The sequence below is a fragment of the Mesorhizobium sp. M0590 genome (genome assembly GCF_040320905.1).
Lineage (GTDB): Bacteria > Pseudomonadota > Alphaproteobacteria > Rhizobiales > Rhizobiaceae > Mesorhizobium.
In genome coordinates this window covers 62,152-75,118 of the sequence record NZ_JAMYQN010000017.1, presented here as the reverse complement: position 1 = coordinate 75,118, position 12,967 = coordinate 62,152, and the positions used below count along the sequence as shown (strand labels likewise).

Annotated in this window: 12 protein-coding genes; 7 read left to right on the top strand and 5 right to left on the bottom strand. The window is 61.0% G+C overall.

Annotated features, from left to right (window positions below; translation table 11 throughout):
• The first annotated feature begins 45 nt into the window (after positions 1-45).
• Positions 46-864: a GGDEF domain-containing protein gene (locus NKI52_RS24870; RefSeq protein WP_352700133.1), complete on the top strand. Its 819-nt coding sequence runs from the start codon at positions 46-48 to the stop codon at positions 862-864.
• 756 nt (positions 865-1,620) lie between these two features.
• Positions 1,621-1,833 (top strand): cold-shock protein, encoded by a 213-nt coding sequence (locus NKI52_RS24865; RefSeq protein WP_027038889.1) that lies wholly within the window; start codon positions 1,621-1,623, stop codon positions 1,831-1,833.
• Positions 1,834-2,085: 252 nt separating this feature from the next.
• On the opposite strand, the gene NKI52_RS24860 is transcribed toward NKI52_RS24865, so the two are convergent.
• The 3 genes from NKI52_RS24860 to NKI52_RS24850 all read right to left on the bottom strand — a co-directional run bounded on the left by NKI52_RS24860 (position 2,086) and on the right by NKI52_RS24850 (position 4,877).
• Complete coding sequence (locus NKI52_RS24860) at positions 2,086-2,547, bottom strand: Ros/MucR family transcriptional regulator (RefSeq protein ID WP_352700131.1); 462 nt, start codon at positions 2,545-2,547, stop codon at positions 2,086-2,088.
• A 614-nt stretch (positions 2,548-3,161) separates the two neighbouring features.
• Positions 3,162-4,535 carry an IS30 family transposase gene (locus NKI52_RS24855; protein ID WP_352700129.1) on the bottom strand — a complete coding sequence of 458 codons (1,374 nt, stop codon included), beginning with the start codon at positions 4,533-4,535 and terminating at the stop codon, positions 3,162-3,164.
• A gap of 99 nt (positions 4,536-4,634) precedes the next feature.
• Positions 4,635-4,877 carry a DUF982 domain-containing protein gene (locus tag NKI52_RS24850; RefSeq protein ID WP_352700127.1) on the bottom strand — a complete coding sequence of 81 codons (243 nt, stop codon included), beginning with the start codon at positions 4,875-4,877 and terminating at the stop codon, positions 4,635-4,637.
• A 332-nt stretch (positions 4,878-5,209) separates the two neighbouring features.
• On the opposite strand from NKI52_RS24850, the gene NKI52_RS24845 reads away from it, so the two are divergent.
• From NKI52_RS24845 to NKI52_RS24830, 4 genes are all read left to right on the top strand, one after another.
• On the top strand, positions 5,210-6,406 hold the full coding sequence (locus tag NKI52_RS24845) for a DUF932 domain-containing protein (protein ID WP_352700125.1): 1,197 nt from the start codon (positions 5,210-5,212) through the stop codon (positions 6,404-6,406).
• A 322-nt stretch (positions 6,407-6,728) separates the two neighbouring features.
• Positions 6,729-8,879: a ParB/RepB/Spo0J family partition protein gene (locus NKI52_RS24840; protein WP_352700123.1), complete on the top strand. Its 2,151-nt coding sequence runs from the start codon at positions 6,729-6,731 to the stop codon at positions 8,877-8,879.
• 116 nt (positions 8,880-8,995) lie between these two features.
• Positions 8,996-9,388, top strand: coding sequence for a hypothetical protein (locus NKI52_RS24835; protein WP_352700121.1), 393 nt, complete (start codon positions 8,996-8,998; stop codon positions 9,386-9,388).
• Between the two features lie 95 nt (positions 9,389-9,483).
• The gene (locus NKI52_RS24830; protein ID WP_352700119.1) at positions 9,484-10,119 is read left to right on the top strand and encodes a DUF1419 domain-containing protein; all 636 of its coding nucleotides are present in this window, start codon (positions 9,484-9,486) and stop codon (positions 10,117-10,119) included.
• A 188-nt stretch (positions 10,120-10,307) separates the two neighbouring features.
• On the opposite strand, the gene NKI52_RS24825 is transcribed toward NKI52_RS24830, so the two are convergent.
• Positions 10,308-10,766, bottom strand: coding sequence for a hypothetical protein (locus tag NKI52_RS24825; protein WP_352700117.1), 459 nt, complete (start codon positions 10,764-10,766; stop codon positions 10,308-10,310).
• A 227-nt stretch (positions 10,767-10,993) separates the two neighbouring features.
• Here NKI52_RS24825 and NKI52_RS24820 point away from each other — a divergent pair, with 227 nt between their 5' ends.
• Positions 10,994-11,674, top strand: a complete 681-nt coding sequence (locus NKI52_RS24820; protein ID WP_352700115.1) for a transposase — start codon at positions 10,994-10,996, stop codon at positions 11,672-11,674.
• A 36-nt stretch (positions 11,675-11,710) separates the two neighbouring features.
• On the opposite strand, the gene NKI52_RS24815 is transcribed toward NKI52_RS24820, so the two are convergent.
• Positions 11,711-12,904, bottom strand: a complete 1,194-nt coding sequence (locus tag NKI52_RS24815; protein WP_352700113.1) for a DUF1173 domain-containing protein — start codon at positions 12,902-12,904, stop codon at positions 11,711-11,713.
• Positions 12,905-12,967 lie beyond the last annotated feature (63 nt).

Sequence of the window (12,967 nt, the reverse complement as noted above, 5' to 3'; positions counted from 1 at the left end):
GCTCCTCGCCGGTGTGTCCAGTACAATCCTAATCAAGCTGGTAACATGTCATTCAGCCGGACTGTCTATAGCAACAATATGACGCCGCGCGGCAAACGTATTCTGGGCAAATCTACAGTCGTGACGATAATTGCAGTCGTCGCGACCTTCGGGCTGTCGTTCACGGCAAGACTTGGCCTGCAGATGCCGATCGACTGGCTGAGTTGGGTGGAATGCACTTTCATCCCCATCCTGATCGGATTGCCCGTCAGCGCCTTTATCTTCACCCAGGGGGAAACGATCCAGGAAACATGTGACAAGTTGGAGAAATCATACACAGCCCTGAGAGAGGCGCACGACAGGCTCACCTTCGTGACCAGCCACGACCCGATGACAGGCCTTCTCAGTCGCGGTGAATTTATCGCAAGGATGGACAGAAAGCGTGACGAAGGTGAATGCGACACACTGCTCCTGATCGATCCGGATCACTTCTCCTTGATCAACGACCAACACGGCCATTCCAAAGGTGACGAGGCTTTGGTTCGAATTGCAAAGGCGCTCGTTTATCTGACACGCCCGGGAGACTCGATCGGTCGTCTTGGCGGAGAAGAGTTTGGTGTGTTGTTACGCAGCGCGCGTAAAGAACAGGCAGCTACCATCGCGGAAAACATACGCCGTCTTGTCGAGGCGGGCCCGATGGCGAAAGGCCAACAGGATGGCGTGAAAGTGACTGTCAGCATCGGCGGCGCGGAAATCTCTCCCGATGCAGATGCTCAAGACGTCCTTCGCACCGCCGGACGATGCCTTTTTGAAGCGAAACAGCGTGGACGAAATCGTGTTTCGTTCGACTATGAATCGGCCAAATTGCGGGCGGTGACGCCATAACCCAGTTTGGGCCCAGCCTGACGCGGGCAGAGTGTTGCCTGATGGGGCCTGCTTTCGGCCTGCCCATCTGCACGACCAGCCCCAGCCACATCACAAGCCGCACAGCCTTGCGGGCCGTTTTTCCTGTAGACAGCATTGTTGGAGCCGTCTCCCAAGTGACACAAAAAAGCCCGCTCCATTGTCTGGAGCAGGCTTTGTGTGCGCGGTACTCAGAACCTTGCCGCTACGCGAAAGATAGGAGCGAATGGTAAACACCGACTGAAGATCAGTGCCGCCCGGTGGCCGTTGAAGGCCCTCGCCAGCCGCCAAATGCTTGCGAATTGGCTGGTGCTCAATGCAGGCCGAACTCGCGCAATCCCTCCCCTCGCGATAGCGCATAAACCGGCTTTCGCTGCGCTCGCGCGGCCGCGGCAAGTCGACGGTGATGAAGCCGCGCCGCGCCGCCCTTATCGCAGCACCCTGTCGGCGAGATAGATCGCCTAACTCGAGTTCATGGGGAACGATGACCACGGATCGGCAGCCACTCGCTGCTTTCAATCCAGCTCCGCCACGCGGGATGTTCGGTTACCCGGCAAACGGCTGCCCAGCAATTGCGCACGGTCGCGATGTTGTCTTTAACTGGCCGGTCGTGACGCCATCCGAGAATGCCGGTCTTGCAATTTTTTCTTTGCTGCGTCTAATTCCAATGCCTTGATCTGAACCCGCCTGGCACAACTGCCAGGCCACACTGCAATTGTTACGAAGGAATACGTACATATGGCGACCGGCACCGTGAAGTGGTTCAACAGCACCAAGGGATTTGGATTCATCCAGCCCGACAATGGTGGTCAGGATGTTTTCGTCCACATTTCCGCTGTCGAACGAGCGGGCCTCTCGACCCTCGCTGATGGGCAGAAGATCAACTACGAGATTGAACAGGACCGGCGGACTGGCAAGTCCTCCGCGGGCAATCTCAGCAAAGCTGGTTGATTTTTCTGCTGCGTCCCGGCAAGAGTCGGAAGGACGCGGCTAGGTCCCGGATGTTTTGGCGACCGCTCGACAAGAGCGAGCAAGAACGTGGGTAAACTGCAAGGCCTGGGCAGCAGATTGCTGCAAGGGCGTTGCGAACTCCTATGAAATTGAGTCGTTCGAAGGGAAGGCGGGGCTGGTCCCGCCTTTTGATATTTCGCGCAGATTAGGCCAGTGGGTGCTGCCCATCAGAACAAAGCCCAAAGATTGACGTCAGGCTGCGGCCTTCTTGCCGGTCTTCTTAGGCGCCGGCGCTTCCGCCTCTTTCGGTTTGCGGCCGAGACCCATCGTCTTGGCCAACGCCGAGCGCGACGCAGCATAATTCGGCGCGACCATGGGGTAATCCGCCGGCAGACCCCATTTGGCGCGATAGTCGTCCGGCGTCAGCCCGTAGCGGGTCGAAAGATGGCGCTTCAGCGACTTGAATTTCTTCCCGTCGTCAAGGCAGATGAGGTAGTCCGGCGTCACCGACTTCCTGATCGGCACAGCAGGCTTGAGAACCTCAGGGATTTCTGCGGGAACGTTGCCGGCCGTGCCTTTCAGTGCTGCGTGCACTTGGCCGATCAGGGCAGGGAGATCGCCCACCGGGACCGGATTGTTGGAGACATAGGCTGAGACCACATCAGCGGTGAGCTCGATGAGGGCGTCGATTGTGTTGTCGGCATCTTCTGCCATGAAAACTCTCCGGGGTAGCTTGAAAGATAGTCGGCGAAGTGTTGCTTCATAGTGGTGGTTGTCGGTGGAAGCAATAATTCCCCGACAGACTTTGCGTGCTGCGGTAAACAGCTACATCCTGACTTTGCGCGCGTATTGATCCGGTGGTCAGACCCGGTCCTGATCGAGCGGCCGCTGCTCTCCACTCGATGAGGAGGGGATAATCGTAAACAATTTCCACGCCCCCGCCGGGTACCACAGCACAAATTTGGTTTCGAGGCGGTCCCCCTTAAGCAGGGCGCGGCGTGCAGTGTCTAGTACTGCGCTGGTGGGGTCGCCCGACGACGTCGGTCGCGTATTGTGGAAGATTGACGGTTCTTCGATTGCTTACCGGAAAGGCGGGTCTGCAACGTCGTAGATATCCGATTTGGCCAGTTCATGCACGCGAGATCCTCGGTCTCATCGAGAAGCCGACTCTCCTCCTGACGGTTGTCGAGTCAAGCAGATGAAAGGCGGGTGTTCCCCCCGGCGGCAGGACTCGTTGCTTGCTGCCAGCTGCACAAATCCCGGTCACCACTGCGATGGCTGAAGCTCTGGCGGATTCAAGCGGTCGTCGCAACACTGATTGTGTTCACTCACGACAGCAACTCGTCAAGCGCCTCTGCCGGCGTTTTCCAGCCAAGGGTTTTTCTAGGTCGGGCATTAAGGGCCGCGGCCACGGCGGCGATCTCGTCGGCGCTGTGGACGCTCAGGTCGGTGCCCTTCGGGAAGTACTGACGCAGCAGCCCATTGGTGTTCTCGTTGGTGCCGCGCTGCCAGGGGCTTTGCGGATCGCAGAAGTAGACTTGGACACCCGCGTCGATCTTGAGACGATCGTGCTGAGCCATTTCGGCTCCCTGATCCCAGGTCAGTGAACGGCGCAGTTCTTCGGGCAAGGTGATGATGGTGCGCGTAATCGCGTCGCGCACGGCTTCGGCCCCGTGTCCCGCGAGAGCAGGGCCATTCTTCATGCGCGGAGCTTCGCCATGCCCCGCAAGCCGGGGAAGATGCAGCAACATCGTGAAGCGTGTCGTACGCTCAACCAGCGTGCCGATCGCCGAGCTGCCAAGACCAAGGATGAGGTCTCCTTCCCAGTGACCCGGCACCGCGCGATCGGCCGCTTCGGCGGGGCGTTGACTGATCATGATCTCCGGCAAGACAAAGCTCTTACCTCGACTGCGTACGCGGGCCCTGGGGACCCGCAGCACGCGCCCCGTTCGCAAGCAGGCCGACAGTTCGCGGCCTAGCGCTCCCCGACTCTGAACGAAGAGGGCTTGATAGATGGCTTCGTGGCTGATGCGCATCGTCTTGTCGTCCGGGAAGTCGATCGGCAAGCGTCGGGCGATCTGCTCCGGGCTCCACGCGCTGGCCCATCGCCGATCCTTTCGCGGACCGTGCCGGCGGCCCTTCCACCGAACGGCCGGACCAGGAACGGCGGCGCCACTTGGGGTCATGACGACGCCGGCCAGTCGCTGCTCCACATAAGTGCGCAAGGTTGTGTTGAGCGCAAGCTTGGTCGGTTTGGGCCGATGGGCCGATCGGTCGGCGTGCCATTGGGCTGTCGATGCACGATATTCCAGCCCGCCGCTGCGCGTCGCGGCATTGCGTCGTAGCTCACGGGAGATGGTCGAGGCGGATCGGCCAAGTCGGCGTCCGATCTCGCGTCTCGAAAGGCCCTGAACGCGAAGAAGTGCGATCTCCTCACGTTCCGCAAACGCAAGGTATCGCTCTGACGGCGGCTTGGTGGAAGATCTGAACATCGCTGGTGCCATGCCGCCCGCCTGTCGGAACAATCTGGTTCCAACAGGCTGCGACATACCAGCCGCCAGCGCAGCATCTTCGCTGGTCAGCCCCTGCGCTATCCCCAACCAGAATCGCTGGAGTTCAGATCGCCCCGCCACTGGCGGACGTCCCGGTGACGGCAACGGCGCCCGTCCAGAACGGTGGGATCGTCGCTTGCCAATGCGCATCGCAACCTCCTTCGTTCAGGTGTTGCGACGACCGCTTGAATCCGCCTCTGCTCCCCCAGTCACTTTGGAAGCCATCGAGGGCTACGATCAATTTGGACCTCAGTCGCTGCGTAGAATTTTCGCTTCTAACGCCGCTGCAACGAAAGCCCGTCTCGCTGCCGGTGTCTGGGCTTCTCCACGCAAAACCTGAAGACATGCATCCATAGCCAGTTTTCGCTTCTTCGTCTGATGAGGGAAACTCCGCAGCAGGATCGAGGCTGCGTCGTTCACATCGAATATGACGCGCTCACGGTCATGCCGGCCAACTTGCACCACCACGGGCCGGGCGAACCTGCTCGACATGCAATTACACTCTCTGTTCCGACCATGACACGATTTTCGCGTATCATGACGTTGGGACAATTTATACATTTCTGACTAGGGCCAGAGCAGAACTGGCAGTTGCCCAATCAAGCAGGCCGCTATGTTCCGGCCTTGTTGCGCAAGAAGGCACAGCGGAATTCTGTCGCGTCCGGAACGTGAAGCGGCGGGTGCCAGCCTTGACGCGGCCGCTGCCGCAATGGCGACGCTGCTAGTGGCGCGCGGGTGCCGAGAGAGGAAGAGGGCGGGCGGGTTGCGGTGGCGGATAAAGGTCCGGGAGAGAGTCTCCCGGCGCCCGCCAAGGAGCAACACCCATGACCCAGATGGAAATTCTTGCGCCCGAGCGCAACCAGCGTGCCGGTTACAAGGTCGACCCCAGCCGCGGCCAGCGAATTGGCCGCGTGTCGTCAGAATGGTTCAACCGGCCGGCGGACGAGCGATACCTGTCGCTCAACGACCTTGGAAATGCGGTGAAGAGCCGGTCGGAGCGCAGCAAGACCCGCATCGTCGAAAGTGAGCTGATCCGCGTCGAGGCCAGCCGCGACGATCCGGAGCGCCTGAGGCTAATGCTGCCCGATGCGCCTGCCCCTGTTGCCCCCACGCATTGGAGTTTTGGCCAACTCGCCTCTTTGGTCGGCGCACCGGCCACCTATCTGCGGCAGCTTCCAGCCCCGCTCGCCGCGATTAATCTCCAGCACGGTCTCCTCAACTACCGCGCCGAGCAGGTGAAGACGCTGGAAATCGAGAACGGACGCCTCGAGCTGCGAGCCGTAACCGGTCCGGACTATGGCAGAATATTTGACTCAGAACTGGTCGACGCCGTGCAGAAGATAGCCGGCAACGGTACCGGTGACACGCGCTGGAAGGTGCCGGGAGTCCTCGATTGGTCGACGGGAATCTACAACCCGAACGTCGACATCTCCCGCGACACCACGACGCTCTACGCGTCAGATCGCGATGTCTTTGTCTTCCTCGTCGACGACCTGAACCCGATCGAGGCAGGGCGGCTGCCGAATGGGGAACCGGATCTTTATTTCCGCGGCTTCTACTGCTGGAATTCTGAAGTCGGCGCCCGCACCCTCGGGATTGCCAGCTTCTATCTACGCGCGGTATGCCAGAATCGTAATTTATGGGGCGTCGAAGATTTCGAAGAAATCACCATCCGGCATTCCAAATATGCCGCCTCGCGTTTCGCCTTGGAAGCCGAGCCAGCGCTGATCCAGTTCGCGGAATCGTCGCCCATGCCATTCGTCAACGGCATCAAGACGGCGCGGCAACGGATCGTTGCCAGAAACGACGAAGATCGCCAGGGCTTCCTGCGCAAGCGCGGCTTCTCCAAGTCCGAGACCACGAAGATCATCGATACTGTTCTCATGGAGGAAGGCAGACCACCGGAATCGATTTTTGATTTCGTGCAGGGCATCACGCGGGTCGCGCGCGACAAGCCGCATCAGGATGTCCGCCTGGACATGGAGGGCAAAGCCAAGAAGCTTCTCGACTTCGCCGCCTGATCCTGCGCAGGCCGGCAACGAAAACTCTCGTCGCCGGCCTGCCTCCGGGGCGTCTCCATCAATCCCAGCGCGGTCCTTCGAAGCAAGAGGACGGCGCTTTTTTCGTGGGAGGACGCGGTGACGCCAACATGCTGAAGGCGCCTCGGGCGCGGCTCGGCCGCCTAGATCCGCGAGCCGAAACCAGCAGCGCTTCATGTCGAGCCTGCAAGTCGGGAGGCGGCGCTGGCGTGAGGCCTGGAGGCAGAGGGGGGAGGGGAGGGTTGCTGACGGGCTTGGAGGTTCGGGGAGAGGCCCCGGGCCGCCCGTCATGGAGAACCTGACCATGGCAAAGAACGCCATTCAGAAGATCGCGATGAACGCCGCGGAGAATATTCCCTATGACAAGCTAATGCTGTCGCAGAAGAATGTTCGGCGCATCAAGGACGGCGTGTCGATCGAGCAGCTGGCCGAAGACATCGGGCGGCGAAAGCTGATCCAGAGCCTGAACGTCCGTCCCGTGCTCGACGGCGAGGGCGAGGAGACCGGCATGTTCGAGGTGCCCGCCGGCGGGCGGCGTTATCTGGCGCTCGGCATCCTCATCAAGCAAAAGCGCCTGGCGAAGAACGAGCCAATCCCCTGCATCGTCAACCGCGGGCAGGAGACCTCGGCCGAGGAGGACTCTCTTGCCGAAAACCTGCGGCGCGCCGACCTGCACCCGCTCGACCAGTTTCGGGCCTTCAAGACGCTCAGCGATCGGGGCCTCGATCCCGACGAGATCGGTGCCCGCTTCTTCGTATCGCCTGCGACGGTGAGGCAGCGCCTGCGACTGGCATCGGTGTCGCCGAAACTTCTCGGTCTCTACGGGAAGGACGAAATCCGGCTCGAACAGATCATGGCGTTTTCCATCTCGAACGATCACGCGCGCCAGGAGCAGGTCTGGGAGCGGATTGCCAGCTCGCACATGCAGGAACCCTATTACATCAGGCGCCTGCTGACGGAGACCACGGTCCGGGCCGATGATCGCCGGGCCGTCTATGTCGGCGCCGAAGCCTATGAAGCGGCTGGCGGCGTCATCCTGCGCGACCTGTTCGAGCAGGATGCCGGCGGCTGGTTCCAGGATGCCGCACTTCTCGAGCAGCTTGTCTTCGACAGGCTGAAAACGGATGCCGAGGCGATCCGCGCCGAAGGCTGGAAATGGGTCGAGGCGGCGATCAGCTTTCCCTATGGCCACACCTCCGGCATGCGGCGCATTTATGCCGAAGCGCAGGAGCTCAGCGCCGAGGAGATCGAACGCTACGACGCGCTGAAGGCCGAATACGACAAGCTGGATGCGGACTATGCCCGGGCCGAGGATGCCGACGAAGCAATCGAGGCGAAGCTCGACCAGCTGGGTGCCGAGCTCGATGCGATCGATGATCGTCCTCAAAGCTACGATCCCGCCCAGAAGGCCATTGCCGGTGTGTTCGTTACGCTTGCCGCGAACGCCAAGCTCCAGGTCGACGCCGGTTTCGTGCGGTCCGAGGACGAGCCGCGGACCGAAACCGGCGGCATCGATGAAGGGGAGGAAGGGGGCGCTGACGGCGGAACCCGATCCAATGGCGACGACGTTGGCGATGATGTTGTCGTCAACGGCAAGCCGGTGAACGACAGCGCTAGTGACGACGGCGAGGACGATGGCATCAAGCTACTGCCCGACCGGCTCATCTTCGACCTGACGGCGCAGCGGACGCTGGCACTGCGCAACGCACTCGCCGGTGACGTCGACATCGCCTTCGTCGCCGCACTCCATGCCTTCGTCCTGCAGGTCTTTTATCGCTTCGCGCCGGACACGTGCCTGGAGATCAGCCTGAAGAGCGGCAGCTTCAGCCAGGTCGACGGTCTTGCCGAGACATCCTGGGCCAAGGAGATCGCCGAGCGGCACGAAGCCTGGGACCGCGATTTGCCCGATGAGGCGGATGGCCTTTGGGACTTCCTTCTCGGCCTCGACGAGGCAAGCCGCAAGGCGCTGTTCGCGCACTGCGTCTCGCTGACCCTCAATGCGGTGGTCGAACCCTGGAACAGGCGAGCGAAGGCGCTCGAGCATGCAGACGTGCTCGGCCGCTCGCTCCAGTTCGATATGGTCGACGCCGGCTGGACGCCTACGGTCGAGTTCCTCGGACGGCTCACCAAGGCGCGGATTCTGCAGGCTGTCCGAGAAGCGCGTGGCGCAGACTCCGCGCAGCTGATCGACCACATGAAGAAGGATATCATGGCCCGCGAAGCCGCCCGGCTTCTCCAAGGATCGAACTGGCTGCCCGAGCCGCTGCGCCTTGAGGTCGATGACGTGGCTACCGACGCTGGCGACGTGGTCGCCGGCGACATGTCGGACGAGGCGGCTCTCGACGGCGATGCAGCCGAGCTGCCGGCCTTCCTCGCCGACGATGCGGATCCGTCCTCCGATGAGCCGGTGACCATCGATGGCGACGAGGCAGACCACCTCCAGGCCGCCGAATAACCGGCCTCACGCTCGCACCGGGCCCGGCACTCCCGCCGGACCCATTCAGTTCCACTCACTCTCGAGCCCGGGATCGCCATCGCGACCCCGGGCGCTTGCGTTTCATGGAGATCGACATGTTCGACTGGAACAGAAGCTGCTCCTATGACGAGCAGCAGAAGAGACGTTTCCACACCACAGCCCGTTCACGGCTGAAGAGACTCGCCGCCGAACTTGCCCTGCCGCAGGGAAGTTTTGACCTGCGCTCGAACAAGGCGGGCATAGCCGTTTCCGGTGAAATTACCCTGCACCATGACCGCGCCTACATCCAGGTCGGCCAGTTCGGTTTGTCCTCAGGTCACGGCATCCTGATCCGCACCTGCAAGGGCCGCAAGGACTATACTGGCGGGGCCAACCACTTCGTTGCGCTCGGCATGCTTGACGATATCCCGGCGCTCGCCGCCGCCGTCCGTGCCATCACCGGGGTTGGTCGAGACGCTTCGCGTTCCTCCGAACGACGCGCCGCCTGAACCCCTGCAAACCCCATCATCGCCGATGCACGCGCCGGCCGCGGGCTCGGCCCGTCGCCAACCACAACACACCAAGCAGTTGCCATGGCGCGGTGATGCTGCGCGTGGCCGACTTGGCTTCAGGAGACACCATGACCGCACATCCACCCTTCAGGAAGGTGCTCGACGGCGTTGCCACCCGCGAGCAGATGTTTCAACTGTTCAGCCGACAGAAAGACACTCCCGGCATCGATCCGCTTTCCGGCACTCCCTATTCAGCCGAGTGGTTCGAGATTACCGCGTCCGAATTCCACTTCATGCTCGATTTGTTGCCGCCGCTCTTCATGCGCACGGGCATGTTCGGCATGTCGGAGTATAAGGCCGGCAACGTCACCAGCGTATTCTTCGCGATCCGGATCCGGGGCCGCGAGCGCTGGTTTCATGGCTTCTGCGATCTCACGGATCGGCAGTCGCCAGACAAGATGCGCGCCGCCATCATCGCCCACGAGACCGGCGCGAGCGACAGCATGACCCGCTCGGAAAAGCTCGAGGCGATCTGGAACATAACCCCTGTCGAACTCAGGGGGACCGCCCGCAACGCAGACCCCGAGACCGGGTGGGCCGAACATCGCGGCAAACGCACGATTCTCGTCAACGCCGGAAGGCATGATGCTGCCTTCAAGCTGCTCGATGATCTGTCGGATCTCGAGATCGACGAGTTCCTGTCCAAAGTGCGATTGCGTCGGAGCTAACGAAGAAAGACGACGATGGGCATCTATAAGAACCGCGCTTCGGCGGCGAAGCGTCTCCAATCCGGTGACCGAGTTTCGCTCAATGGATGCACCCGCGTACGGCCCATCCTCAAGCTGTTGAGACATGCGAGGCCGTATGGCCAACTGCCCCGAGGATACAAGCATCTGGCCCTCAGCAAAACGTGGCGTCAGTGCCTGCCACGCGGCAGGTATCCGGCATTGCGCAAAGCGCCGATGAACAGGCTGGCCGAGCCGGCGATACTCGTCCTGGCCTGCGTTGCGAGCGGCAGCGTGTTCCAGTCCTCCAACGGAGCGATAAAGCTGGAGAAAGTGCCATTGACCATGCAATGGCTGGTCGACAAGCCCTGCTTATCCAGCATCAGAACCGCTGTCTGATTGCTTGGATACCGGATGGCGGCAACGCGCTGAAACTCCATGTCGCCATCGATGCGCAAATTGAAAAGCAGGTCCCCGAGGCTTCTGTGGGCGATTTCCGCGACTTTTTCCGCGAAAGGAACAGAAAGCGCCCGAACGCTGTCGACCGCCATCCCGAAAACAAGCGCGTCCAGCTCATCCGCCGCCATGAGAAGATTAGTTCCCAAGAAAATTGGGATTGCAATCGCTCCAGCCGGATTGTGCACAGTCATCGCACACCGCCCGCTAGACGCCTGAGCATCGCGTGTATGAGGCAGCTCTCTCTGTTGGCGTGTTTGCCCCCGTTGATTGAGCCGATTGCCCTAGGCCCATGACACTCCGCTTGCTCGTTGCGGGGCTTCTCCGATAAAGCACGGCGAAAGCGATATGATACGTCGGGTACTCGCTAACCCAAACTGCGACTTGGCTAGCAAGTCATGCTCACATCAAGGAACGGACTATGAAGCGCCAGATCCGGCCATTCATCGTGGAGCTGAAACAGAGGCGCGGTAAGCAGAAGCCAAGCCATTCGATCTGGGGCGATCTCGACCTGTCCAAGATTGCCACGGAGATGACGCAGCCGGGCTATGCTGCTCCGCTCCCAAATTCCCAGGTCATTGACTTCAGTATAAGACCCCTTGATGCTGAAGAAGGGGATAAACCACAAGCGAAGTATATGATGGCCGATTTTCAGGACGCTCAGACTGTTCAGACAGTAGCGCCAGCCAAAGTGGAAGTGCCTGAATCGAAGAAGAAAGTTCCGCGAGCAAAGAAAGCGAAGGCAGAACTCGTCAAGCCGGTCCGCAAGAACGGAGCGAAACCTGCGCCCCAGGCCGCGGAAGCTCCGGTGGCAGCGAAGACCGCCCGCAAGACATATTCCGAGAATGAACGCGCGCAGAAACTTGCCCAGATCGAGAAATCGATCGCTGGCGGCGCGACCAGCAAGATTGCGGTCGGCCAGGCCGGCATATCGGAGCAGACCTACTATTATTGGAAGAGGGCTGCCGCACCTTCTTCAGACAGCGGCGATCTTCGCGATCTTGTCGCACTCGAAGAAGAAAACAAGCGCCTCAAGAACCTGCTAGCCGACCGTCTGCGCAAGGAAAATGCCGAGCTCAAGAAGAAGCTGGGCCTGGCCTAAGGCATACTGAAGCATCGACGGAAATTCCGCCGACGCTCAAGGCGGTAGCGGCGGCATATCGCCTTCGCCGACCCGCCACACCCAGGAGCCGATCTCGGGACGCGCGGCGATCATTTCGTTTAGCGACGCTTCGTAGTTCTCGTCCGCTCCGGCCGGAACGACAAAGAGCGCAATCGGTTCTTGCCTGTTCTGGAGCAAAGCGTTGGCGATCGGCTGGTCGGTTTGCAGGTCGTAGCGCAATCCCTTCACACTCTTCTCGCGAAGGCGGGCGAGGCTCTCGACGAGCCTTTTCTCCGGCACCGTCTCATAAGGAATCCAGTTCTCGGACACCACCATCAACGCGACCTCCTCGACAATGGCGAGGCCGGCCGGGTTCAGTCCGAAGGTCGCGATCGCTATCAGATGTGAGCTGGAATCTGATCCCCACAGCGATAATTCTTTCTCGAACCGTGCCTGCAAGCGGCGATGCAATGCATCGTCGATCATGAAGGGAAAACCGGGCAAATGCCTGATGACGAGTTTCTGACCGGAGCGGGCAGGGACCATCTCCTTCATCTCGCCGACAAGGACGAGTAACTTTCGTGGACCTGATTTCGGCGGGAGCGCCGTGCCGAGAACCGCGTTGCGACGATTTTCGATCGCTTGCTTGTTTTCGGCGCGAAATGGCTCGGGCACGAACAGGATATCGGCGAGCGATCCGCCCCTCACCGTCATTTGCCCGGCAGCCTCGAGCAGATGCCAGCGGACATTCCACCAATGTCGTTTCCCGGCCCACCTCGATGTCCAGACCGTCAGTTCGGCCTCGTGCCAGAGATAGTGAAGGAGACCACGCAGCGACATCCTCCTGGGGTCTGCGGTTACGCTGGCGGAGTTTGGGCCGGCAGGCACCGATGCCGCGCGGCTCCCCGTCTTCGACAGGCTGAAGTCCAGCTTGAGGGCCGCCATGCCGCTTTGCGGATCGAGCTGTATCGCGTTGCCCATCAAGGCGCCCAGGCCGGACAGTTCGTAAGGCGCTTCATATGATTCACAGGATGGATCATGCCCGCCGCCGCTCAGCGGCATGCGCTTGATCAGGTGAAGGTCGCCGATGCGGGCGATGTACATCGGACAGCCTAGCTCGCGGCACAGGCATAGCGGACGCTCGGTGCGGGCATAAGCGCTCGCCAGCGCCGCCTGCAGGTCAGGCGCTGCCTCCTCGAAGACCGCACTGCCAATTCTGAACCGTCGCATCACCTCCACAGCTCCAGGTCGCCGCCGCATCCCTGTGCGCGCATTCAAGTCATGGCTTTGCAC